At 60.0% G+C, this 24,262-nt stretch carries 19 protein-coding genes, 1 tRNA gene and 1 pseudogene; 15 read left to right on the forward strand and 6 right to left on the reverse strand.

Translation table 11 applies throughout. The features are described 5' to 3' along the window. Window positions 1-60 precede the first annotated feature (60 nt). The 3 genes and pseudogenes from OVO38_RS02185 to OVO38_RS02195 all read left to right on the forward strand — a co-directional run bounded on the left by OVO38_RS02185 (window position 61) and on the right by OVO38_RS02195 (window position 4,881). The gene (locus OVO38_RS02185; protein WP_267207662.1) at window positions 61-1,482 is read left to right on the forward strand and encodes a zinc-dependent metalloprotease; all 1,422 of its coding nucleotides are present in this window, start codon (window positions 61-63) and stop codon (window positions 1,480-1,482) included. Window positions 1,483-1,580: 98 nt separating this feature from the next. Next, window positions 1,581-2,342, forward strand: a pseudogene (locus OVO38_RS02190) (ABC transporter ATP-binding protein). A gap of 1 nt (window position 2,343) precedes the next feature. Then, window positions 2,344-4,881, forward strand: coding sequence for an ABC transporter permease (locus OVO38_RS02195; protein WP_267207663.1), 2,538 nt, complete (start codon window positions 2,344-2,346; stop codon window positions 4,879-4,881). Here the strand turns inward: OVO38_RS02195 and OVO38_RS02200 are convergent. Together OVO38_RS02200 and OVO38_RS02205 are read right to left on the reverse strand one after the other, a co-directional pair. After that, window positions 4,865-5,575, reverse strand: coding sequence for a hypothetical protein (locus tag OVO38_RS02200; protein WP_267207664.1), 711 nt, complete (start codon window positions 5,573-5,575; stop codon window positions 4,865-4,867). The two genes, OVO38_RS02195 and OVO38_RS02200, sit on opposite strands and share 17 nt — an antisense overlap. Window positions 5,576-5,631: 56 nt before the next feature. Further along, window positions 5,632-6,129, reverse strand: a complete 498-nt coding sequence (locus OVO38_RS02205) for a PPA1309 family protein (protein ID WP_095278810.1) — start codon at window positions 6,127-6,129, stop codon at window positions 5,632-5,634. A 179-nt stretch (window positions 6,130-6,308) separates the two neighbouring features. Here OVO38_RS02205 and OVO38_RS02210 point away from each other — a divergent pair, with 179 nt between their 5' ends. Beyond that, complete coding sequence (locus OVO38_RS02210) at window positions 6,309-9,212, forward strand: UPF0182 family protein (RefSeq protein WP_416358561.1); 2,904 nt, start codon at window positions 6,309-6,311, stop codon at window positions 9,210-9,212. 4 nt (window positions 9,213-9,216) lie between these two features. Here the strand turns inward: OVO38_RS02210 and OVO38_RS02215 are convergent, their stop codons facing one another. Beyond that, window positions 9,217-9,693, reverse strand: a complete 477-nt coding sequence (locus OVO38_RS02215; RefSeq protein ID WP_095536373.1) for a hypothetical protein — start codon at window positions 9,691-9,693, stop codon at window positions 9,217-9,219. Window positions 9,694-9,931: 238 nt separating this feature from the next. Between OVO38_RS02215 and OVO38_RS02220 the strand changes: the two genes are divergently transcribed. The 11 genes from OVO38_RS02220 to OVO38_RS02275 all read left to right on the forward strand — a co-directional run bounded on the left by OVO38_RS02220 (window position 9,932) and on the right by OVO38_RS02275 (window position 18,216). After that, window positions 9,932-10,005: transfer RNA gene (locus OVO38_RS02220), tRNA-Met, on the forward strand. A 253-nt stretch (window positions 10,006-10,258) separates the two neighbouring features. Further along, on the forward strand, window positions 10,259-10,378 hold the full coding sequence (locus OVO38_RS12445; RefSeq protein ID WP_083583987.1) for a helix-turn-helix domain-containing protein: 120 nt from the start codon (window positions 10,259-10,261) through the stop codon (window positions 10,376-10,378). Window positions 10,379-10,548: 170 nt separating this feature from the next. Next, on the forward strand, window positions 10,549-11,571 hold the full coding sequence (locus OVO38_RS02225; protein WP_267207666.1) for a DUF4192 domain-containing protein: 1,023 nt from the start codon (window positions 10,549-10,551) through the stop codon (window positions 11,569-11,571). Between the two features lie 159 nt (window positions 11,572-11,730). Next, window positions 11,731-11,874, forward strand: a complete 144-nt coding sequence (locus tag OVO38_RS02230) for a hypothetical protein (RefSeq protein ID WP_267207667.1) — start codon at window positions 11,731-11,733, stop codon at window positions 11,872-11,874. 91 nt (window positions 11,875-11,965) lie between these two features. Next, window positions 11,966-12,385 carry a single-stranded DNA-binding protein gene (locus OVO38_RS02235; RefSeq protein ID WP_150386892.1) on the forward strand — a complete coding sequence of 140 codons (420 nt, stop codon included), beginning with the start codon at window positions 11,966-11,968 and terminating at the stop codon, window positions 12,383-12,385. A gap of 369 nt (window positions 12,386-12,754) precedes the next feature. Continuing rightward, window positions 12,755-13,435, forward strand: coding sequence for a metal-dependent transcriptional regulator (locus OVO38_RS12385; protein ID WP_144718279.1), 681 nt, complete (start codon window positions 12,755-12,757; stop codon window positions 13,433-13,435). Between the two features lie 116 nt (window positions 13,436-13,551). Beyond that, window positions 13,552-14,001, forward strand: a complete 450-nt coding sequence (gene nrdI, locus OVO38_RS02255) for a class Ib ribonucleoside-diphosphate reductase assembly flavoprotein NrdI (protein WP_267207668.1) — start codon at window positions 13,552-13,554, stop codon at window positions 13,999-14,001. A gap of 67 nt (window positions 14,002-14,068) precedes the next feature. After that, window positions 14,069-16,264, forward strand: a complete 2,196-nt coding sequence (gene nrdE, locus OVO38_RS02260) for a class 1b ribonucleoside-diphosphate reductase subunit alpha (RefSeq protein WP_034666261.1) — start codon at window positions 14,069-14,071, stop codon at window positions 16,262-16,264. A gap of 51 nt (window positions 16,265-16,315) precedes the next feature. Further along, a complete protein-coding gene (gene nrdF / locus OVO38_RS02265) occupies window positions 16,316-17,341 on the forward strand; it encodes a class 1b ribonucleoside-diphosphate reductase subunit beta (RefSeq protein WP_034666259.1) in 1,026 nt (341 codons plus the stop codon). Continuing rightward, window positions 17,322-17,594: a hypothetical protein gene (locus tag OVO38_RS02270; protein ID WP_133065267.1), complete on the forward strand. Its 273-nt coding sequence runs from the start codon at window positions 17,322-17,324 to the stop codon at window positions 17,592-17,594. The genes nrdF and OVO38_RS02270 overlap by 20 nt, the downstream gene beginning before the upstream one ends. 40 nt (window positions 17,595-17,634) lie before the next feature. Continuing rightward, complete coding sequence (locus tag OVO38_RS02275) at window positions 17,635-18,216, forward strand: NADPH-dependent FMN reductase (protein WP_022862715.1); 582 nt, start codon at window positions 17,635-17,637, stop codon at window positions 18,214-18,216. 257 nt (window positions 18,217-18,473) lie between these two features. Here the strand turns inward: OVO38_RS02275 and OVO38_RS02280 are convergent, their stop codons facing one another. From OVO38_RS02280 to OVO38_RS02290, 3 genes are all read right to left on the reverse strand, one after another. Then, a complete protein-coding gene (locus OVO38_RS02280) occupies window positions 18,474-20,168 on the reverse strand; it encodes a hypothetical protein (RefSeq protein ID WP_222428220.1) in 1,695 nt (564 codons plus the stop codon). Window positions 20,169-21,085: 917 nt separating this feature from the next. Continuing rightward, window positions 21,086-21,358: a hypothetical protein gene (locus OVO38_RS02285; protein WP_095279026.1), complete on the reverse strand. Its 273-nt coding sequence runs from the start codon at window positions 21,356-21,358 to the stop codon at window positions 21,086-21,088. Window positions 21,359-21,447: 89 nt separating this feature from the next. Next, window positions 21,448-24,078, reverse strand: coding sequence for a DNA polymerase (locus OVO38_RS02290; RefSeq protein WP_267207669.1), 2,631 nt, complete (start codon window positions 24,076-24,078; stop codon window positions 21,448-21,450). Window positions 24,079-24,262: the final 184 nt, after the last annotated feature.

A 24,262-nucleotide genomic window follows, 5' to 3' on the forward strand; every position in this document is an offset into this window, starting at 1 on the left:
GTCCCGGTCTGCGCAAAAAGTGCTCGCGCGCAAGAGTCGGCGCTATGTATCGTGGCAGGTATGAATAACGGATTTGGATTTTCCTTTCCCAACAATGATGACGACGAAGACAAGAACAAGCGCGGCGACAACAACGGTGGCGACGCGTCGAACCCCTTCGCCGCCTTCGGGTTTGGTGGCGGACAGCAGGGCGGCGGGTTCGGCGACATGCTGAACCAGTTCGGCCAGATGCTGTCCGGCATGGGCAATTCGTTTAATCAGGCGAGCCAGTCGGGCGACTCGGCCGTGAACTTTGACATGGCGCTGCGCATGGCCCGCCAGCGTGTTGGTGACAAGGCGGCGGTCTCCGCCGGCGATAAGAAGGCGGTGGAGGAGTCGCTTGGGTTGGTCAACCACTGGCTGAGCGAGACGACCACGCTGCCCGCTGCAGATTCGAAGGCGCAGGCCTGGAACGCCGACGATTGGCTGGTTGAGACCATGCCGATGTGGAAGCGCCTGGTAAATCCAGTTGCGGAGCATATGAACCGCGCGCAGTTAGACCAGATGCCCGCTGAGGCCCGCGAGATGATGGGCCCCCTCGCCGGCATGATGAACTCGATGAATTCCATGAACTTCGGCATGAAGCTGGGCCACGCGCTGGGAGATCTGGCGCAGCAGGCGCTCACCGGCACGGACTTCGGCCTGCCGGTCGCGCCCCGCGGCGTGGCGTCGGTGCTGCCCAAGAACGTGACCCGGATTTCCAAGGACCTCTCGGTGCCCGGGCAGGAGGTGCTGGTCTACATCGCGGCGCGAGAGGCCGCGCGCCAGCGTCTGTTCCAGCACGTGCCGTGGCTGGTCGAGCGGATCGTGGCCTCGGTGGAGGAGTACGCCGCGGGCCTGGAGATTGACACCTCCAATATTGACGAGGCCACGCGGAGCCTCAACCTGGAATCGGGCGACCCGCAGCAGATCCAGGAGGCGCTGCAGAACCTGCAGAACATGGACCTCTCCCCGCGTGTGGTGTCGCGTAACGCTGGGGCAACCTCGCGGTTGGAGACGCTGCTCGCGCTGGTGGAGGGCTGGGTCGACGTGGTCGTCGACGCGTCGCTGGCGGAGCGCATCCCGTCTGCTGCCCAGCTCGCGGAGGCGTGGGCGCGCCGACGCGCCACCGGTGGATCCGCAGAGCAGGCCTTTGCCAGCATCGTCGGCATTGAGCTCGGCGCCCCGAAGGTCCGCGAGGCAGCGGAGCTGTGGCGCCGCGTGGACAATGCCGTGGGCGTCGAGCGCCGCGATCAAGTCTGGAACCACCCGGACTTCCTGCCGGACGCGGAGCACTTGGATAACCCGGCAGCGTTCATTGACACGCTGCTGGACGACACCACCGACGCGGACTTCGATGCGGAGTTTAGCAAGCTCGAGGAGGAGCTGCGCAACAACCCGGAGCTCAAGCGCGAGGACGGCGACGGCAAGGACAACGGCAGCGAGGACGGCACCGAGCTCTAGACCTTCGCACGCGCTCGTGTCAGGAGCGGGGTGAGCGACTGCACAGCGCTCACCCCGCCCTTTTGCCTGCATTTCTCCTGCAAAGCGCAATAAAATAGATGGTGAAGCCACGCTGCTCGCAAGGAGAACACGCCATGACCGCCGCCGCCCGGGCCGAGAACCTTTTTAAGCAATACGGCGACGCAGATACCGCTGTTGTTGCGCTTGACCACGTCACGGTCGAGTTCCATCGCAACTAGTTCACCGCCATCATGGGGCCATCCGGGTCCGGCAAGTCCACGCTCATGCACGCAATGGCGGGGCTGGACACGGTCACTTCTGGTGAGGCCTACATCGGCCAGACCTGCCTGACCAACCTGCGTGACCGGGAGATGACGCAGCTGCGTCGCGATCGCCTGGGCTTTATCTTCCAGTCCTTCAACCTGGTGCCCACGCTCACCGCGCGGGAAAACATCACGCTTCCCCTTGATATTGCGGGGCGTGACGTGGATGAACGATGGCTCGAGGAGATCACCACCCGGTTAGGTCTGGCGCAGCGCCTCAATCACCGCCCGGCGGAACTCTCCGGTGGGCAGCAGCAGCGTGTTGCGTGCGCGCGAGCGCTGGTATCGCGCCCAGAGATCATTTTCGGCGACGAGCCGACCGGCAACCTGGACTCGAACGCCACGGCTGAGGTGCTCGACATTTTGCGGACGGCGGTGGACAAAGACGAGCAGACCGTGGTCATTGTCACGCACGATGCGAAGGCTGCGTCCTACGCTGATCGAGTGCTCTTCCTCGCCGATGGCCGGATCGTGCGGGAGCTTCGCGACCCGACGATGGAGGATATTCACACCGTCATGGCGGAAATAGAGGGCTGACATGGCACGCAACGCAATGCGCACCGTTTCGCTGCGCACCATCGCGCAACACAGGCTTCGGCTCGGACTCACCGTGCTCGCGGTCATTTTGGGAACGGCGTTTGTTTCCGGTTCGTTCATGTTCACTACCTCGCTGTCGAACACGTTCGACGCGGCGGTCAACAACGTCTATCGCGGCGTGGATGTAGGCGTAGGGGACAAGGACGGGGATGGCCCTCCACTTGACGCGAGCATGCGCGACCGGCTTGCGCAGGACTCGCTGGTGCGCGAGGTCAACGTGCTGAGCCCGCAACCCGTGGTGATTGCAAACGAGGACGCTGTGGCGTATCAAACGCAAGGCGATACCTCGGAGGTGATCGCGTACTACCCACCGGAGCAGACTGTGGGCGGGGAGAACGCGCTTGTGCAAGGTCGCGCGCCACGCGGCGCGGGCGAAGTCCTGGTAAGCGAATCTGCCGTTGAGGACTACGGTATTGGGCTCGGTGATCGGCTCATGCTGGTGCACCCGGAACATCGCGACACGGTCACCGTCGTGGGGGTGTCTACCCCCGCGTCGCAGCTTGGCGACGACATCACGATCAGCATGGCCGCGCCCGCCTTCCTTGACGTGTACGGCGACCCTGTGCAGCTGAAGCTCTCCGCTGCCGAAGGCACCACGGCAGAGGACCTTGCGCAGCACCTCAGCAGCACCTACGACGTGGAAGCAGAGACCGGCGAGGCGCTTGCGGACGCGGCCCGCGAGGAGATGGCGTTCGCGCTGACAGCGATCCGCTACCTGCTCATTGCCTTCGGCCTGATTGCGTTGCTGGTCGGCACGTTCATCATCGCCAACACGTTCTCTATGATCGTCGCCCAGCGCACCAAGGAGTTTGCGCTGCTGCGTGCGCTGGGGGCCTCGCAGCCGCAGGTCGTCGGCTCGGTGGTGGTGGAATCCGCCATCGTGGCTATCTTGGGCTCGCTGGTTGGTGTTGCTACCGGTATTGGGCTGGTCGCGCTGATCAAAGCAGTCATGGGCACCCAGGGCATGCCGTTTGAGCCGGGCCTTGGGCTCAGCCCCGCGGCCATCATCGTTCCGCTGGTGCTTGGCGTGCTGGTCACGACGCTCTCCGCCTATGCCCCGGCCCGGCGTGCGGGCTCGGTGCAGCCAGTCGAAGCGATGCGTGGTACCGACGCAGATGCGCCCGGTTCGTTGCGCCGCAGGACGATCGCAGGGGTGGTGCTCGCCGTCGTTGGCATTGCGGCGGCAAGCACCGGGGCGATTATCGACGCCTCGACGAACCCCCGCGTCACCGCCGTCGGTATTGGTGCAGCGTGTCTGATTGTTGGCGTGTACTTGGCGGGCCCGGCACTGTCTTCGGTTGTCGTCCCTGGTCTTGGCAAGGTCGTTGGTGCGCCCTTCGGAGCGGTTGGTTCCCTCGCGGGGACAAATACGCACCGCAATCCGCGTCGCACTGCTGCGACCGCGTTCGCGCTGATCCTGGGCGTTGCGTTGGTGACGGTCATCGGCATGCTGGGGGCGACGATGAAGGCCTCACTGCAAGACGATATCGCCGACCACATCAGCGCTGACTACGTGCTCACAGGCCCCGTCAACGGTAACTTCCCGGCACCGAGCGACACTGTCGCCATGACCGAGGGCGTTGACGGCATCGATGCGCGTGTGACCGTCGGCGCGGTCCCGGCCACCGTCGGCGGGCAGTCTTCATTGGAGGAGCAAGCCCAGCTGACCATGACGGTCGATGCTGATCCGACCCAGGTGTTCGCCCTCGAGTTGAAAGACGGAGACCACGACATTGCCGGAGGGTTCCTTGCAGACGAGGAGTTGGCCACCGAGCAAGGCTGGAAGGTTGGCCGGGAATACGAGGTCGCAGGTCCGGTCCCCGGGATGACAGCGCAGGCGACGCTGCGGGGGATCTACGAGCCGACTGAGGTTGCAACGCGGATCCTGCTCGACGCCGAGGTGGCGGACCAAGTTGCACCACCCGAGGCGCAGCTTGTGCGCATGGTCGGCATCGTGGCTGAGGACGGCGCGGACCGTGACGCGATGCGTGCGGACCTCGAGGCCGCGGTGCGCGACGCGGTGGTGCTCCAGGTGATGACGGGCGACGAGTATGCCGCGCAGCTGGCTGGCAAGATTGACCAGATGCTCGCCGTGCTCTACGGGCTGCTCGCGCTGGCCGTGATCATTGCGGTGCTGGGCATCATCAACACGCTGACGCTTGGTGTGATTGAGCGGCGCAAAGAGATCGGCATGCTGCGTGCGGTGGGTACGCAACGTCGACAGGTGCGCACGATGATCACGTTGGAATCGGTGCAGATCGCTGTCTTCGGCGCGTTTGCCGGGGTGGTGCTGGGCCTTGGTTTGGGTGTGGCGTTTATTGCCACGTTGGCAGACGAGGGGTTTGACAGTCCCCAGGTGCCCTGGGCACTCGTGGGCGTGATGCTCGTTGGTTCGGCGGGTGTGGGCGTGATCGCGGCGCTGTGGCCCTCGCAGCACGCGGCGAAAACCCCGCCGCTTGACGCTATCGCTGCGTCGTAGTCGCAGCCGCCGACGTGCGCGTCATGGACGCGGGGGAGCCCGCGGCGGTCTCGCCCTCGGCCTCCACGTCAGCCAGGCCCAGCTTCTCGATGCGCTCGCGCGGATCCTCCTGCTCAGAGGACACCAGCTGCTGCATCACTTGGCCGCGCTGATTGTCCACCACCGTGATGATTGCGGAGGTGCCCAGCGTGGACCAACCGACGATGCGCTCGCCGTCATCTTCCACGATCCGCGAGGACCGCAGCTCCGTGAGCAGCTGCGTCGTCGACGCCGCCTTCGCCTCGGAATCGAAGAATTGGAACTGTCCGATCTCCGCGCCGGAGCAGTCGTAGGAGCCGCTCACCCCAGTTGCCGAGCACGTATCCAGCTGCGCGAACAGCGACTCCGGCGCCAGCCCGGCGAAGGAATCGGTCACTTCCTGCACCGTCTTGTCTTTCGCAGAAGTGCTTGTCGACGCCCGCGTGCCCGATTCCTTCGACGTGCTCGACGCTGAACTCACGGTGCTCCCAGTGCTCTCAGTGCTTTCCGCCGTGGAACTCGTCGCGCTGCTGGACGGCGCCTCGCTCTGCGCCGTCTCGGTCTCTTCCGGTGCCGGTGCTGCTGTAGTGCTCGTCTCGTCGTCCCCGTTCCCGCACGCGGTAAGTGCGAGCGAGGCGGCGAGGAGAGCGGGGACAAGAGTGCGGCGGTGCGTCACGGGTAGGCTCCTTATTTCCTGTGCGTATGGGTAACGATAGTACGTGAGCGCTCGACCTAGGTCAGCTCGTCGGGGTCCTGCGCGAGGCTGTAGCGCAGCGCGGCGATCACGTTCGGGGCGACGTTGGGCCCGCCGCGCAGCTCGATCTCGTCCTGGGCAAACATGCCACGTTCCTCCAGTTCTTCCTCAGTAAGCCGCATCTGCAGGAGAGTCTGCTCGATGTCGTCGTCGCGCAGCACGCCGGAGAAGAGGCGCGCGGGGCGCGGTTGGGAGTCCGGCCCGGCGGAGGTGTCGCGGAAGATGATCTCCTGGGCGAGGACGACGCCCTCGACCTGCTCGGGCCACGCGACGCGCGCGACGTAGTCGGCTAGCTCATCGCTACCGGGGCGGATGTGCTCCGGCAGCTCCTGCACAACCAGGGTGAGGGGGGAGTGGTCGGCGTCGTCGGTGAGTTGCGACAGCTCGTCGATAAGCAACTGCGAGGGGACCAGCGCAAAGAGTGAGGGCGGTGCGTCCCAGCCCTCCGCGTGGACGAACTCCACAGCTTCCGTCATGGCTTTGTTCAGGGCCTGCTGTGAGCTGAAGTGACGCTGCACGGGAACCTTTCTGGCTGTCGAATCGTTGAAACTTTAAGCTAGAAGCTTAATACGCACGTAAAGACTATTTCGAAGGAGCAGGATTGGCTACCCGCGTCAACCAGCCTCAACCCAGCGCGAAAAAGTCGAACCGTACGCTGCTGACGGCGGTCATCGTCGTCGGCGCAATATTTACCCTTGTGCCCATGCTGGTCGGTCTGTACACCGACTTCCTGTGGTTCGGGGAACTCGACTTCCGCGGTGTGTTTAACCGGGTGATTATTGCCCGCATTGTTTTGTTCGTCCTTTTTGCGCTGGTTGGCGGCGGTGTCGCGTACGCGGCTGCCCTGCTGGCCTGGCGGGGGAGACCGGCGGGTGCGCCCACGGCGGATCCGTTCTCGCCGTCCGCGCAGTACCGCGAGACGATTCAGCAGGGCATTCGTTCCCTGCTCTTCGTCGTGCCGCTGGTCGTCGCCGTCCTGTCGGGCCTGGCGGGGCAGCGCATGTGGCGCACATTCCTGCTGTGGTTCAACGGCTCCGATTTCGGAGTATCCGACCCGCAGTACGGCAAGGACCTCGGCTTTTACGCGTTCGCGCTGCCGGGGCTTTCCGCCATCGTGGGCACGCTGAGCATGCTGCTTATCGTCGCGTTCCTCATCGCCCTCGTTGCGCACTACCTGCTGGGCGGGATCCGCATTGGCAACCGTGCGTCGGGGCAGCGCGGCTTCGTCTCCAAGGCGGCGCGCGTGCAGCTGGCGTTTACTGCCGGTCTGTGGATGCTACTTAAGGCCGTGAGCTACTGGCTGGAGCGCTACTTCCTGCTCTACGGGCAAAACGACATTTTCACGGGCGCGTCTTATACCTCTATTAACGCGATGCTGCCTGCCAAGATGATCCTCACCGTTATCGCGGTCATCGTCGCCGCGGCGTTCTTCGCGTCGGTGGTGTACAAGGATTTCCGCATCCCGGTGCTGGCCACGGTGCTGATGCTGGTGTCCTCGCTGGTGATCGGCAACGTCTGGCCGGCCTTGCTCGAGCAGTTCTCGGTGAAGCCGAACCGCCAGGCTAAGGAGCGCGAGTACATCGGCCGCAACATCGAGTCCACCCGTTTCGCTTACGGGCTGACGGATGACACGGTGACGTACGAGGACAACTGGGGCTCGGACAACGTCTCCAACAACGAGGTCGCGGACGATTGGTCCACCATCAGCAACATCCGTCTGCTGGACCCGGACGTGCTCTCGCCCACGTTCACCCAGAACCAGCAGCTGCGCAACTTCTACGGCTTCCCGGACCAGCTGGCCATGGACCGCTACCAGGTCGACGGGGAGATGCGCGACTTTGTCGTCGCTGCGCGCGAGATGGATCCGAACGCCCTGCGCGAGAACCAGCGCGACTGGATCAACCGCCACACGGTCTACACGCACGGCAACGGGTTCGTGGCCGCGCAGGCGAACACCGTGGACGAGGCAGCGCAGGACGCCGGCTCGACCCGCGGTGGTCTGCCCATCTTTACGGTCTCGGACCTGCAGTCCAACGCGAAGGCGGCGGAGAAGAAGGACGCCGAGGAGCTGGGCATCCGCGTTGACGAGCCCCGCATTTACTACGGCCCAGTGATCTCCAGCGCCGAGGATGGGTTGGACTACGCGATCGTGGGCGACAACGGGCAGGGCCCGGTGGAGTATGACACGGACAACTCCACCTACACCTACGAGGGTGAGGGCGGCGTGAACATTGGCAACTGGTTCAACCGCGCTGCGTACGCGGTGAAGTACCAGGAGCTGAACATGATCCTGTCGGACCGCGTGGGCGGCAACTCCAAGCTGCTCTACGACCGCGACCCGCGCGAGCGTGTGGAGAAGGTCGCGCCGTGGCTGACCACGGACTCCAAGACCTACCCCGCAGTGATTGACGGGCGAGTGAAGTGGATCGTGGACGGCTACACCACGCTGTCGCAGCTTCCGTACTCCACGAACACGTCGCTGCAGGACACCACGCAGGACGCGCTGAACCCGGACGGGACCACGCAGCGCCTGGTGAACAACAACCTGGGCTACATCCGTAACTCGGTGAAGGCGACGGTGGACGCGTACGACGGCTCTGTTGACCTCTACCAATTCGACGAAGAAGATCCCGTGCTCAAGGCCTGGATGGGCGTGTTCCCGGATACGGTGCGTCCGCACAGCGAGATCAGCGATGATCTACGCGAGCACCTCCGCTACCCGGAGGACCTGTTCAAGGTGCAGCGCGAACTGCTGGCCCGCTACCACGTGGACGACCCGGGCGTGTTCTTCAACAACGACGCCTTCTGGTCCGTGCCCAACGACCCGACCGCGCCGGAGGGCCGTCAGGAGCTGAACCAGCCGCCGTACTACGTGGTGGCCGCTGACCCGGAGACCAATGAGTCCTCCTTCCAGCTGATCACCCCGTACCGCGGCCTGAACCGCGAGTTCCTGTCGGCGCACATGTCGGTGTCCTCGAACCCGGAGACGTACGGCAAGATCACGGTCCGCGTCCTGCCCACGAATACGCAGACCCAGGGCCCGAAGCAGGCGCAGGACGCGCTGATGTCCTCCGACCAGGTCGCGCGTGACCGCACGCTGTGGGAGGGTTCGAACGACCTGAAGAACGGTAACCTGCTCACCCTGCCGGTGGGCGGCGGCGAGATCCTCTACGTCGAGCCGATCTACTCTCAGCGCAAGGACCAGGAGTCCGCGTTCCCGAAGCTGCTGCGTGTGCTCGTGTTCTACCGCGGCCAGGTTGGCTACGCGCCGACGGTGTCGCAGGCCCTGAAGCAGGTGGGCATTGATTCCCAGGCGGCGCAGGACATCGAGCTTGTCGACGAAGGCGCGTCCGACAACCAGGACGCCGAGGCCTCCGCCGAGCAGCCGAAGGAAGGCGACAGCGAGGCGCCTGCCCCGGGCAACAAGGACGAGGCGATGCAGGGCATTAACGACGCCCTGCGCAACCTTGAGGGCGCCCGCGACGGCTCCTTCGAGGAGTACGGCCGAGCCCTCGACGAGCTGGACCGCGCTGTGGAGGCGTACCAGAGCGCGCAGTAGGCGCTTACCCTAGTGGGTTGCGGACCAGGAGCCGGTCGATCTGTTCACGCAGATCCTCCGGTGCCGGGCGAAGAAAATCGCCGGGCTTCTCCTGGTCCGCTTCGTCGTTCTCGGGGCCCGGCCCGCCCGGATCCACCATGGCCGCCTCCGTGAGGTCGAGCATCCTGCCCAGGCGTGCCAGGTTGAGTTGGTATGCGCCATCCAGCGCCGGCTCCTCCACCTCGCGGATCCAGCCGGTCTCTTTGAACAGTGGGATGTGCGTGGCGACGATGTTTGTTCTTGCGAACCCGCCCTTCGCCCCCGGAGGCCCGAGCCGGGTAATGAGTCCGGTGCGGCCGGGGCGGATCGTTCCGTCGAGTTCGAGCGTCGGCTCGTCGGAATCGTCGGCGAGGAAAGCGAGGGTGCCGAGGATGTTCCGCTCCTTTGGTAGGAGCGAGGGGATCTCAACACAGTAGATTGCGGCTCGAAGTAATTCTCCCAAGGGCGCCTCCTGACGTCGTGTGACTGGATGGAGCGCAATTGTATCGCCCGGCCCGGACACGGCACCGGGTCGGTTCGAACTGGTGAACGAACCTGAGCGTGGTGGGCGTGCGTTGGGCAAGCCGTATGAATCTCACGATTATGGGTTCTGCCCAGGGGATTTGGCCTTTGGTAAAGTGATCAGTATAGTTACTTCACGTTGCCGATACGGCAGCAGGTGAAAAGAAAATATCACCCGACGCGGGGTGGAGCAGCTCGGTAGCTCGCTGGGCTCATAACCCAGAGGTCGTTGGTTCGAATCCAGCCCCCGCTACTAAGATAAGGCCCCTACCAGTGCAAATGCTGGTAGGGGCCTTCTTCATTTTGTGAGCGGATCACCATTTGGTGCACTAGCTGGTGCACTAGGGTCAAAATCCTGCACCAAACGGAACTGCGACGCTCCAACGAAGCGGCGCAGGTTTTCGGGGCATTGCTTAGTGATTGCGAGGTCGGCGGCAACGAAGGAACGCCACGGGAGCCGGCAGTTCGGGGGGTCTGCCTATCTCGGGGGGTGAGACTGCTCAACCGTGGCGTTCGGGAGAAAGCTTATTGAGGGCGGCAAGTCCGTCAGCGCAGTAGCCAGGACACTCAACGTCTCGCGGCCGACGATCTATCGCGCTCTCAAGCGCATCGAAGCCGACGCTTAGGCACAGGCTGCGTCGCTAGCGCTCGCACCCGGCGAGAAGGCATCAGGCTGCGCTAGCGACGCTCGGCACACATGAGTGCTGCACTGCTGGGATACGCCTGCGACCGGCAGAGCCGGGCCGAATTCGGGATTGACCATGTACACCCCGTATTCGTGCAAAGGAGCACTGCCATGTCCACTCATTCCCACACGCTTGCATCCCACGGTGAGATCCTCGCGAACCTCCCCGGCATCCTCGGCTTCTACCCGAACAACTCGCTGATCCTCGCGTTCTTCGTCGACGACGAGGGGGTCGACACCGTCCGCCTCGGCCCGGTCGCGCGGTTCGACCTGGACGAAGCTGTTGCAAAGCTCACCGAGAGCCGCGAGCGGTTCGCAGCGTGGGTCCACCACCTCGAACTCGACGCTGTTATCGCGTACATGATCAGCGATGGCATTGCGCAGCCGGTCTTCGAGGAGACGGCAACGTATCTCACCAGCGGGGCAGTGCACCTACCGCCGCTGCTCGGGGTGGTGCAGGTGCCTGAGATCGTCACCGGGGCTGCGTGGTGGTCCGTGTATCAGCATCCGCTCATCGACGAGCCGCGCCACGGCGTTGTCGGCGAGGTCGCCGCATCGGCGGCGCTGCGGCAGATGCTAGAGCACACCGGCGAGCTGCCGGAGCCGAGCAAAGACGACATCGAGGCACGGTTGAACAGCACCGATCACGGCATCGACGCTGCCGAGCACGCCGACATCATCGAAGACGCGCTGGCGTATATCCCGCCCATGTTCTCCGACGTGCTGCAGCGTGAGTACGAGCAGGCGGCGGCAGGGATGACCCAGCCGAGCACTCGCGCTGTTCGATCCGCGCTGAAATGCTTCACCACGCCGCGCTTGCGAGACACGCTGCTTGCAGCGCTGCTCGATGACCCGCAGGCGGGCCTTGCGTTTATAGAGAAGGTTATGCGTGCCGTCCCGACCAGCTGGCCAGGGATGCGCTCGCAGCTCACGGCCACTGTTGCCGTGCTCGCGCACGCCACAGGCCAGCCGGGGCTGGCTGGCGTGGCTGCGCAGCGAGCCACCGAGATCGGGCCAGACGAGAACTTCCCGTCTCTGGTGGCCAAGCTGACCGACATCGGCCAAGGCGAGCGGATGGTTGAACTCGTTCGCGAGGGCGCTGAGAAGACCCGAACGATCTTGTTCGCCGAGTAATCCCACACACCCCGTTGCAGCGATGCAACGGGGTTTCTGTTTCTCGTCGGCCGTGGCTTGCGACGACAGACACCTCAACGAGGCAAGGGAGCGACCCCTAGACAGCAGAGCTGTCTCCAACAGACGGATTGACCACCAATCCGAACAAGGAGGCACCTGATGGGCGACTTCATCCACACCGACCTGGAACTGCTCTACCAGCTCGCCGACGGCATCGACGGCGAGGACGCCGATCCGGGCGCAACACAAGAACTGCGCGACCTAGAGGCGGCAGGCACACCGCTGCCCTGGGCAGTGCTGTAGCGACAGCGCAACCACCCCGCAGCAGCAAAGCCGCTGCTTAAGTACCCAAATTGCACGGCAAATCACACCCACTCAGATAAGGAGAACCATCATGTCCAACCCCTTCAACAACGGCACCATCGTCGGCAACGCAGCTCGCGCACCGAAGCTGTTCGAGCACGCAAACGGCGGTGCGACGGTGAAGCTCAGCGTCTATGCGCGCAACACCTTCAAGAACAAGACCACCGGCAAGGTCGAGTCCGAGATTGTCGAACTCACTGGCTACGTGGCTGACGCCAAGAACCTCGGCGTCTTCGGATGCATCGGCGCTGGTGATCGCGTTGCAGTGAGCTACTCGCTGAAGACTGACAACTACACCGATAAGGACGGCAACAAGCACTATCCGCTGGTAGCGCGCATCGACACTGTGCAGCTGATCGACTCCAAGAAGGAGTCTGAGGCACGAGCAGCACGCCGCGAGAACAGCGCAGATAACGCTGCTGCTAATGACTCTGAAGAAGTGCCGTTCTAGTTGCAACAACACCCCGCAGGGAAACCTGCGGGGTTATTTTTTCAGCACAGACCACGCATAACGCCGTCGCCGTCCAGTACGGGAGCGCTGATACTCCTGCTCCAGACGCTCTGTCTCTACACAGTGCATTACATGAGCCATTACATGCGCTGTTTTACTGCACTGTGTACTAGCCATTCCATTACGCACTACGCTGGCGCACTTCAAGTTCATTGAAATCTTCTCAGACATTAGTGGTTCTCCTTCAAGTGAAGAATGCTTTAACTGGCCCCACCTTACCGGCATTCCTCTCAAACTTGGCCTCTGTTCGCTATGAGCGTTGGGGCACAGCGCCTAAGGCGCATACGGAAGCTGGGTTAACATTTACTCATGTCTGTTTCTGAGCTGTCCACCAGTACCCAGAACTATTTGAAAGCTATCTGGGGGCTAAAGGAATGGTCATCCGAGCCCGTTACCGCCACACTTATAGCGAAACAGCTGGGACTCAAGCTCTCCTCGGTCTCCGATGCAGTGCGCAAAATGTCGAAGCAAGGGCTCGTGTCACACACGCCCTATGGCTCTGTGGAGTTAACCGAACTTGGCAGGCAGTACGCATTGGTCATGGTGCGCCGCCACCGATTGCTTGAGTCTTTTTTGGTTCAAGCATTGGATTATACGTGGGACGAGGTCCATGATGAAGCCGAAAATCTTGAACACGCGGTGTCTGACATGCTCATAGAGCGCGTGGATAAGTTCCTCAATTACCCCACTAGGGATCCACACGGCGACCCTATCCCTACGGTTGATGGACAGGTCACTATCCCCAGTGTGCACCGTCTCACCGACAGCGGCGCACAACCGCAGGTGACCGTGGAACGCATTTCTGATTCCGACCCACAACTGCTGGCCTTCCTCAAAGAGCAAGGCATCGTCATTGGGGCTGTTCTTACCACGCGCGAAGGAACGCCCTTTTCAGAATCGCTCGAAGTACAGGTAGCCGACAGTACTCAGTGGGTAGTACTTGGGCGCCCAGCTACGGACGCAGTGTTTGTAGCACACCACAGCCTGTAGTCTTTCCCTTTCTCATTAATCCTGTCCCTACCTGCCCTTTTAAAAACTACGGTGCGGCGTAGTTTGCAACTACGGTAGTACGTAGTTAATCTTTTCGATCATCACCTATCCCACTTATGGCTAAGGCCAGGATGAGCAGGATTGTCATGTCAGACTCACCAGATTTGGTGTACTTTTCTAGCGTTTCTGAAAACACAAAAAGATTCGTCGAACGCTTAGATAGACCCGCAGTGCGCATTCCACTGCGGCCCAAGAAAACCGGAATGATCCAGGTTTCACACCCGTACGTACTCATCGTTCCAACCTACGGCGGTGGCTCGCTCAAACGCGCAGTCCCCAAACAGGTCATCGACTTCCTCAATGACCCAATCAACCGTTCCTTTATCCGGGGCGTGATTACCTCAGGCAATACCAACTTCGGAAGCGCTTACTGCGTCGCCGGCCGCATCATTTCCGCTAAGTGCCACGTTCCAGAGCTGCATCACTTCGAGCTACTCGGCACGCAGAAGGACGTTGCCGCTGTAAAGCAGGGCCTTCACAAGTTTTGGGAGCAGCAAAGCAACTAACAATTACACCCCATTGATTTCCCACAAAATGAAGACCACATCCGCAACACACAGATTGGAAACCACAATGCCGCCACTTAAGGCCACCCCCACACAGCCCATTGGCCCTACGCCCCGCACCGCTTCAGCAGACGATGCCGGCGGTGTCGGTAAGCGCAAGAGCTACCATGCACTCAACGCGCAGCTGAACCTATTCGACGATTCGGGAAGAATCCAGTTCGACAAGGACATTGAGGCAACACAAGACTTTTTAGCGCACCATGTCACTCCCCGCATGCATCAGTTTGAATCCACCAAGCAGCGCTTGGAGTGGTTGGTTGATAACGAATACTACGAGCGGGAATTCCTTGAGCTTTATGATGACGATTTTCTGTGCACTATGTACGACAGAGCCCACCGAGCCAAGCATCAGTTCCGCACTTTCCTCGGCGCATTTAAGTTCTTTACTTCATACGCACTGAAAACCTTTGATGGCTCGCGATTTCTGGAAGGCTACGAAGAACGCGTCGCCACCACAGCTTTGTACCTTGCACAGGGCGATGAGGAGCTTGCGGAGAAGCTGGTGGATGACATCATGACCGGACGCTTCCAGCCCGCCACCCCTACTTTTCTCAACGCAGGAAAAGCCCAGCGTGGCGAAATGGTCTCCTGCTTCCTCCTTCGCATCGAAGACAATTTGGAAAGCATTGGCCGCAGCGTGAACTCTGCACTGCAGCTTTCAAAACGCGGCGGTGGTGTGGCCTTGTTACTGAGCAATCTGCGCGAATCCGGAGCCCCAATCAAAAAGATTGAGAACCAAGCTTCCGGCGTAGTCCCAGTCATGAAAATTCTGGAAGATAGCTTCAGCTATGCCAACCAATTGGGCGCTCGACAGGGCGCTGGAGCCGTCTACCTACATGCGCACCATCCAGATATTCTTCGTTTCCTGGATACCAAGCGGGAAAATGCCGATGAGAAAGTCCGCATTAAGACTCTTTCGCTGGGAGTTGTTATTCCAGATATAACCTTCCAGCTGGCCAAAGAGAACAAGGATATGCATCTTTTTAGCCCGTATGACATCGCTCGCGAGTACGGCGTAGCCATGTCTGACATGTCTATCACCGAGTATTACGACGAGCTGGTTTCCAATCCGCGAATTTCTCATACGACTATCAAGGCCCGCGAGTTTTTCACCACGCTGGCTGAGCTTCAGTTTGAATCTGGATACCCCTACATACTCTTTGAGGATACGGTCAACCGCGCTAATCCCCTCAAAGGACATATCAATATGTCCAATCTGTGTAGTGAGATCCTCCAGGTCAACACGCCATCCACCTACGGCGCCTCAGGTAACTACACCACCGTTGGCCAGGACATTTCCTGCAATCTAGGGTCGCTCAACATCGCTAAAGCTTTTGAATCACCGGACTTTGGGGAAACTGTTGAAACCGCGGTGCGCGCTCTCACGAAGGTCTCAGACCTAACAAATATCGAAGCTGTTCCTTCCATCGCTCACGGTAATGCATCCATGCATGCCATCGGGTTGGGCCAAATGAATCTCCACGGTTTCCTGGCTTCCAAGCGTATTCCTTATGGCTGCGCCGAAGCACTGGACTTTACAAATATCTATTTCCTGACCGTGACCTATCATGCGCTCCGTGCATCCCATGCGCTAGCGGTTGAGAAAGGTCAACGATTCACTGGCTTTGAAGAATCCACCTATGCCACTGGCGTCTACTTCGACAAGTACATCGACCAAGACTGGGCGCCGGCCACTGACCACGTAAAACAGCTATTCCATGAGGCTGGCGTGCAGATTCCTCAACGCGAGGATTGGCTATGGCTCAAGAACCAAGTGATGCAAGACGGCATCTACAACGCCTACTTGCAGGCAGTTCCACCCACTGGATCAATTTCCTACATCAATGACTCCACCGCGTCCATACACCCGATTGCCTCCAAGATTGAAATACGCAAGGAAGGCCGCTTGGGGCGCGTGTACTACCCCGCACCGGAAATGACCAACGACAACTTGGAGTATTTCGATGACTCCTACACCGTGGGGTACAAAAAAATCATCGACACCTACGCTATGGCCACCCAACACGTGGACCAAGGGCTTTCCCTGACTTTGTTCTTCACCGCTGACACCACTACGCGGGACATCAACAAGGCACAAATCTATGCCTGGAAAGCCGGAATCAAGACCTTGTACTACATCCGTTTACGCCAACCTGCACTCCAGGGAACCGAGGTCGAAGGCTGCGTTTCCTGTGCTCTGTAGGAACACGGTCCTTCCTTCATTCACAACCATCCATCAAGAAAGAAAGAAGCTATGTCTTCAACATCAAACACTGCTGAGCTAACCAGCATCTCAGTTACGCCGCCAAGTTACCGGCATGACCCTTCAGCCCGCATCCGCGCCATCAATTGGAATCGGGTGAGCGATGAGAAGGATCTTGAAGTGTGGAACCGCCTCACCGCCAACTTTTGGTTGCCAGAAAAGGTTCCACTTTCAAACGATCTCCCGGCGTGGCAGAGGATGACACCGGAGGAACGCAACCTCACCATGCGGGTGTTCACGGGACTCACCACCCTGGACACCGTCCAGGCCACTGTGGGCGAAATCTGTCAGATCCAAGATGCCCGCACCGAGCACGAGGAGGCCGTGTATACCAACATCGCCTTCATGCAATCAGTCCATGCCCGTTCTTACTCTTCAGTGTTTTCTACTTTGAGCAGTACGAAAGAAATTGATGAGGCATACCGCTGGGCGGTGAATAATGACCTTCTCCAGGCACGCGCCAAAAAAGTGCTCACTCATTATTTTGGACCCGATCCACTCAAGCGCAAAGTGTCATCGACGCTGCTTTCCTCGCTGCTTCTCTACGCGGGTTTCTATCTTCCCCTGCATTTTTCCGTCCACGCCACCCTGACAAATACGGCAGACATGATTCGCCTCATTCTGCGTGACAAGGCAGTGCACGGTTACTACTCAGGCTACAAGTACCAGCGCGGACTGGAAACGTCTGCTCCACAACGGCAACAGGAGATGCATGATTTCACTATTTCCTTGCTCGAAGAGCTTTATGCCCTAGAGCTGGATTATTCCGGCGAGCTATATGAGCCGTTGGGGCTCATGGATGATGTAGCTGTATTCGTTCGCTATAACGCCAATAAGGCGCTCATGAATTTGGGCTACCCGGACTACTTCCCACCTGAAGAAACGGAAGTGAACCCGGAAATCCTCGCTGCCCTAGCACCTGGAGCAGATGAAAACCATGACTTCTTCTCCGGCTCCGGTTCCTCCTATGTCATTGGCACCGCTGAAGAAACGAGTGATGATGACTGGGATTTCTAAACCGTTTCCACGACCAGACCAAGGAAGCTGGCTTGAGACCATCGCGCTGTTTGAAGCCATCCGCGAAGGAAACCAACCAGCAGCCATGCGGCTTTTGGATACGTCCGCCGCACGGGAGGCCGTCCTCGGGGGACTGTTAGGACTCATCGAACTGTACTTCCGCCATGAAGAAGACAAAGTGGATAACTTTCTTACTGCCGCCCACGCCGCCGGGCCACCGCCTGCCTTTGGCTGCAAGCCTTTTCTCCCTTGATCGCACGTACCTACGCCCAACTAAGAAGAAAGGACTTCCTATGACCACCCCACGCATTAGTGTTATCGTCGGCAGCCTGCGCCGCGGCTCATTTGCGCGCAAGATTGCACACGAAGTGCTCACAATGATCCCTGAAAACTACCAGGCAGACATCGTTGAAATCCGTGACTTGCCGCTCTATGACTTCGACTACGATGACCCCTCGGTCACGGACAAGCCCATTCCAGCTGAGTACACCACTTTCCGCGACACCATCAAGAACTCGAGCGGCGTCCTCTTTGTTACCCCGGAAAATAACCGTACTATCCCTGCCTGTCTCAAGAATGCAGTGGACATCGGTTCCAAGCCCAACTCGGATGTGGCTTGGAAGAACCTTCCCGCAGGTATCATCAGTCACTCTGTAGGCCGCATGGGCGGCTACAGTTCACAGAAGAACCTCCGGCTCGCCCTGTCCTACTTCGATATGCCGCTTCCTGGTCAGCCCGAGGTATTCCTTGGCCAATCCCCCACCCTCTTCGAAGACTCCGGCCATCTCAATGAAGGCACCGCAGGCTTTGTCAAAGACTACGTTATACGCTTCCTGCAGTTGGTCGACATGACATTAACAGCCAAGCACAGCTAGCGACGGCGACTAACCCTAGCCACCGCCCTCTACGAAGTACTTGAAGGCTTCTAAAGGGCCTTCTCAAAGACACAAACCCCGGATTCACACTCATCCTTGAGTTACCTGAATCTGAACCCAGGACGCTTCAAAAAACACCGCTCTAATTCTTCGATTTTCGCTGAATTAGAGCGGTTTTAGCGCTGTCGCTGGACACTGACCCTGGCGACATCCTGTTAGGCCGCTACAGGGCCATACAGGGCAGGGGAGACCCCCATCTACGGCTTGCCGCCGTCGGGGGACTCCTTGTCACCGTCGGGAGACTCCTTGCCACCGTCGGGGGACTCCTTGTCACCGTCGTGGTCGCGCTGTTGCTCCTGCTGGCGGCGCTTAGCGATGCGTTCCAGCGCGCGACGCAGTACTGCAGCGCTTTCCTCCTGAGTACGGTCGATGACGATCTCGCGGTACCGTTGCTTCATCTCTGGGTTGCTGTCAATCTCGACCCGCAAAAAGTCCTGATCAACATGCGAAATCTCCTGCAACGACTGCGTTGCTTCCTCGATGATGATCTTCGCTTCCTGCTCTGCTTCCTCGCGCGTTACTGCAGCGTCACGTGTGGCCTCATCATGTTCTTCACTGCCGAATTCTTCGGCAAGGTCAAGCAGCTCATCTGCCTGAGCTTCAGCGAGACCCAGCGTCTGCTCAGCTTCTTTGCGTGCGTCACTGCGGATCTGCTCGGCTTCTTGCTCGGCCTTTTCGCGTGCTTCGCTGCGGAGCTGTTCAGCTTCCTGCTCTACACGCTTGAGCTTGGCTTCGGCGGCGCTCTCAACCTCCTTGGCACGGTCCAGCAACTCTTCCGCCTGTGCCTCGGCAAGACCCAACTCCTGTTCAGCATCCTTCTGTGCATCACCACGAATCTTTTCGGCGTCCTGCTCGGCCTTCTCGCGTGCTTCTTTGAGTACGCGCTCGGCAACCTCGCGAGCCTGCTGTTCAGCATTTTCCTGCACACGCTGGGCTTCTTCACGGGCCTGCTGCGCCCGTTCGAGTTCTTCTGCAGCTTGCTTGCGGTCTTTCGCTGCAGCATCGACATCTCGCTGTACGGAGCTGTGCTTCCGTTCCACCTCGTCCTCACGGTTCGCAAGGTCGCGCTCCCGGTCCTGCTGTTCGACGTAACGGTCAAGATTCAGCGACTCATTGTGACGTTCAGACACATCTAGCTCTACCGGGTAACCCAACGCGTACATGTGCTCTCGAAGTCCACGCTGCGCGTCGATGAACTTCTGGTTCCCGGAGATTTGTTTGCCCTTCTTCGGGCCAGATATGTACCGCACCGACTCATCAGTGTTGTACGCGATGCCGGGCCGGCAGCGGAGCTTGTCGGGATCATCCGGCTTCGGCGAGAACGTATCAGCCTGGAACTGGATGTGTGGCGTTGATTCGTCGAAGTTCATATCCCCACCGGCTACGGCATCGATGCCGCCGGGGATGAAGTTCTCGGCGAGCCAACGCATCGACTCTTCGAGATACTGCTTCGCTGCTTCGTCGTCGCGTGCTACCAGCCGAGGCCGTTTCACTTCGCGACCGTCTACCTCACTTGTGTAATAGTCCGGGATTTCTTTACACATCGACTTCGGTAGATGCACGACGAAGAGTGACGTTTCAAAACTGTTCTTCTGCACGCGCACGCCGTCCATCCTGGCGTCTTGGTACGCCAAGACTTCCTCGACGGACGCAGCGCGTCGGAACGTGCCGTTGCCGTCGTTGACGAACGGAACGTTCAAATGTGCATCGGCCACCACGATGTTTGAGTTCATCGCGGCCTGATGCGCGAGATCCTGCGGATCTAATTCTCGCATCGCCTCCTTGAGGAGTCGCTTGCGATCTCCACGTGTGTCTCCGCCGCAGTTGTCACGGCGGAGATGGCGCAGATTGAACGCTGCGCGTCCCTTCTGCGCTGTAGATGTCTTCGACATATCTGCGTTCCTTGTGTTGAGGTGTGCGCGTACACGGAGCCTCTGTCTTCGACCCCTCCATGTACCCGCGCACATGACGAACTTGAGTTTCCTGGGGACTCCGCGAATGTTCTGGAGCCTCTGCTTCGCCCCTCCAAAACATTCTACCCCAACAAACTCAAGTTCTTTAGGCCCCCTAAAGACCTCAGTCTAGCCACCTCGCAAGCTCGGAGAACTGAGGTCTTGAGGGGGCGCCTGCAGCGGGCAATCGCTCGCGGAAAAACCCTCCCTATTCGGTCGGCTTTTTCCGCTTCGCCCTTTCGAGAAACACTGCGTGACCTGCGAAGATCGCTGTGGCGATCTCCTTGGCCCCGCAGCAGTGCAGTGGGCTACGCGGCGCTGGCGCCCCGCTTTAGCCCCTGCCGATAGCCTCGTTCGCTGCGCTTTCGAGGCTATATAACCGACACAATAATTTTGTGGCGGTCTTCGAGTGGCACGCTATTCGCGGCCAATTTTGTCCGTCGCACATGGTGCGCGACATTTTCCCTGCTCGCGCAGTGAAAACAGGGCTTTTGGAAAAAGTCCCGGCGTCGCACCCCCTTATACTGGTTTTGGTTTTCAGCGTCGATTTTCGACCCTGACACACAAAACACGCCTTCGCTGCAGGTCAGGGACCCAAATGGCGGTCTTCGACCCACCGCTTTTTGTCCGCAACCGGTCTTCGAGTGACCCATTTTCATATCGCGCGATATATCACGCTGCGACGATCTGTAGACCCGTCGTTGCCCAGGCACGGCCAAGGGCACGACGATGGCTGCTCACACACGAAAACCCCACCCTTGCGAGCGGGGTTTGTGCTCTCGATACGAGCCACGGCAGTACACCGTGGCACCCTTCGGCTGTACACGTAAGCGGTGACTGCGTGTACAGCCTGACGGCTAGTTCTGTACGTCCTCGGGCGGACGGTCAGGACCGTCGTCGCCCTCGTTGCTGCTCGGCGACGGAGCACCGTCTTTTGGTTTCGCCGCCTTGTCGTCGTCGGTGGATGCAGGCTTGTTGCCGTTGAGTATCGTCTCGAACTCTTTGGCATACCCGTGCATCTTTGCTAGCCGTTCCTTCGCCGCCTTGTGTGCACGGCGGGCTTCATTCACGGCATCTTTGGCCCGCTGCTCTTCGAGCTTCGCGGCCTCGTAGTCGTCTTGAAACGACATGTGATCTTCTCCTTGGTTGGGTCTTTGTGTTCGGCTGGATCACCCACACGCGGCGGACCACGTGTGGGTTGTAGAACGCTCACCTCGCATCAGTCCTTGCATCCAGCCCAGGACGCAGCAGGGCCAGCTGAGTCAGACAAGACGGGCACTTCAACACCGCCCTTGCAGGGCAGTACCACAGCCTTGAACGCATCCATCACGGTGCGTTTGATGTCCTCTGCGCGGTCGCGTGGCACTGAGAGCACAATCTCGTCGTGGACGAAGATGCGCACCATCTCCAGCACCTCTTGAGGCAAGTTCAGCACGCCTTCGAGGAAGACGTCTCGGGCCGTGCCTTGGCCGTATGCGGCAGGTGCTTGGGTGTACGCCGTGTCGCGTCCGACAGTCACCCGGCGACCGAAGCCCGTGGCGATCCAGCCGAGAGCCTCGGCGTGCTTGCGCAAGTGATCTTTGAACGCTTCGAGTTGCGGGAACTCGAAGTGCAAACGGTCCAGCTGCTCCTTCGCCTCGACCTCGGAGATGCCAGCGTGGGATGCAAAACTCTTTGGCCCCATGCCGTAGTTCGCGGCGTGGCCGAGCGCCTTCGCGTCGGACCTGCGAGACGCATCGCCGAAGACGCGAATAGCCATCTCCGTGTGCGCGTCACGGCCAGGGGCGAAGAGTGCAGCGTAGGCAGCATCTCCGCTACCCGCTGCCATGCAGCGCGCGTCGATCTGCGACAGATCCACCGAGATCAGCTCCTCGTCGGCGCTATCGGCCACGATCATCTCGCGCTGGCGGATGAGCCGCTCATCACGCGAACCGAACACCGTCATGCCGGGGTTCGTTGTGCTCAACCGGCCCGTGGCCTGACTCGACGTGATGTGTGGATACACCCGCTCACCGCGCAGATATTTCTTAATCGTTGCCGCTGGGGTGGAGGACTGCAGCACTGTTATCAGCTTCTCGGCCAGCTCGACAACCTCAGACACGTCAGCGTGGTCCGCCGCGACCTGTTTGAACGCTGGCGCACTGATGCTGATCGCGCCCTTAGCAGTGAGCGGAACAGCAACGCCGAACCTGTCGAGGTAGTCGGCGATAGCTTGTTTGCCCTTATCGGTCATCCAGGGCTTTTTCCCCTTATCAGGGATACCAACAGTGCTCACGAGCCAGGCGCGGATCTCAGACACAACGGCTGCTTCCTCTGCGAGAAACTCGTCGACCTTGGCTGTATCGACGCGCACACCGTGCGACTCGACAACGCTTAGCGCGTGTATTTTCTCGTGCTCACCGCGCAGGTAGTCCTCGCCAACAGCCTCGATCGTGGCAGGCACAAGCTTCTCGTAGACCGCTACGTTGGCACGCACGTCCTGCAGCGCGTATTCGACGTACTCGGGGTTGTCCACCGGAATCTTGTTGAACCCGCCGTGCTGCTTCGCCAGCACCTTGAGAGCAGACTCGCTACCTGCCAGCAGTTTGCCGTCGACGCCACACCTGCGGGCAACAGCATCGAGGTTGTACTTGAGGTTACGATCACCGCCAGCAGCCAGGCGGGACATGACAAGGGTGTCGCGCACCTTGCCGGCCTTGATCAGCGCACCGACGTCGAGGCCGTAGAGGCGCTGCAGAACGGGCAGATCATACTGCACGATGTTGTGGCCGACGATAGTGTCTGCACTCTCTAGCAGCGGGATAAGTTCACCAGCAATGTCGGTGGTGGTGACAGGCTCGGCACCGTTGACAGAGTAGGCGGCAAGACGCACGAAGCCAGGATCATCGGTGACGTGCTGGTCATCTGCGCTGTCAGTCTCAGTGTCAAACACGACGATGGTGCTGTCAGCCGGTGCTGCAGGCTCATCGACTGTTTCTGCAGGTGGTGGCGTTTGCGGGGTCTGGGGAGGTCCACCACCGTTTCCGCCGTCACCACCACTGCCGTCAGCCCCATCATCATCGTCAGGATCGACACATACAACCTGGAATCGCTTCGTGTGGTTGACCGTTCCGGCGCTTCGTAGCACATAGCCGTCGAAGGGCCGGTCCTGAAAACGGGTGTACAGACAACCAAGGCGCTGGGCCTTCGCGTTCTCCACCGCCCAGAGATCCGAGGGCAGGGGTACAAATCCACCGGAGAGGCTTTGCTTTTCAATGGCCCTCTGCGCTTCGAAGGCGAGGAACGGCTTGTCGCCGAAGACGCTGTGTAGCCACGCTACATGAGCAAGATCCTCTAACTCGCTCTCGTCGGAGGCCTTACGCCACTCGCGTACGCCCTCCATCAGATCGCTGCGGCCTGCAAAGGCCAAGATACCGCCGACAGTGAAATACCACTCTTCGAAGCCACCGGTGTCATAGCCGGTAGGAGGTGCGGGCTTGCCAGCAACAATCCACGCGCGGATCAATGTATGCGCTGCTTCGAGGAGCTTTTTACGGTTCTGGCGTACCCAATCCAGAAGCCTTGGGTACTTAAAATCATCCCTTGCCTCAGGGTTGACCAAATCCGTATGCAGTTTAATGGGATTCGTACGACGCGACATGTCTTTGCGCGATGCGACGTTCTTGCCGATAGCGATGACACAGGCACCATTCGGCACAGACCTATGCTCCGATTTACCCAGAGTACGGCCAGCGTAGTCCACGGCAGAGATCATGGAGGCCAATGCCTCACTCTCCAAACCACTACTAGCCTCGTCAAAGATCAACAGGGTACGGCCCGCCAAAAGCGCTGAGAAGATCACCTTGTCCATCTCTTCGTCACTGAAGGGAATCCTTTGTGGCGGGGCGGCGCGACCCGTTACGATGATTGAAGCGTCCTGGGTTTAGTTCCTACCTCTGCTAAGGAAGGATTGGCACTATGCCCAGAAAGTATTCCGCCGAATTCAAGGAGAAGGCGATCCATCAAGTCCTAGAGATGGTCCGTCTGGAATCCTG

This window comes from Corynebacterium sp. Marseille-P8863 (assembly GCF_946902955.1).
Classification (GTDB): domain Bacteria; phylum Actinomycetota; class Actinomycetes; order Mycobacteriales; family Mycobacteriaceae; genus Corynebacterium; species Corynebacterium gottingense.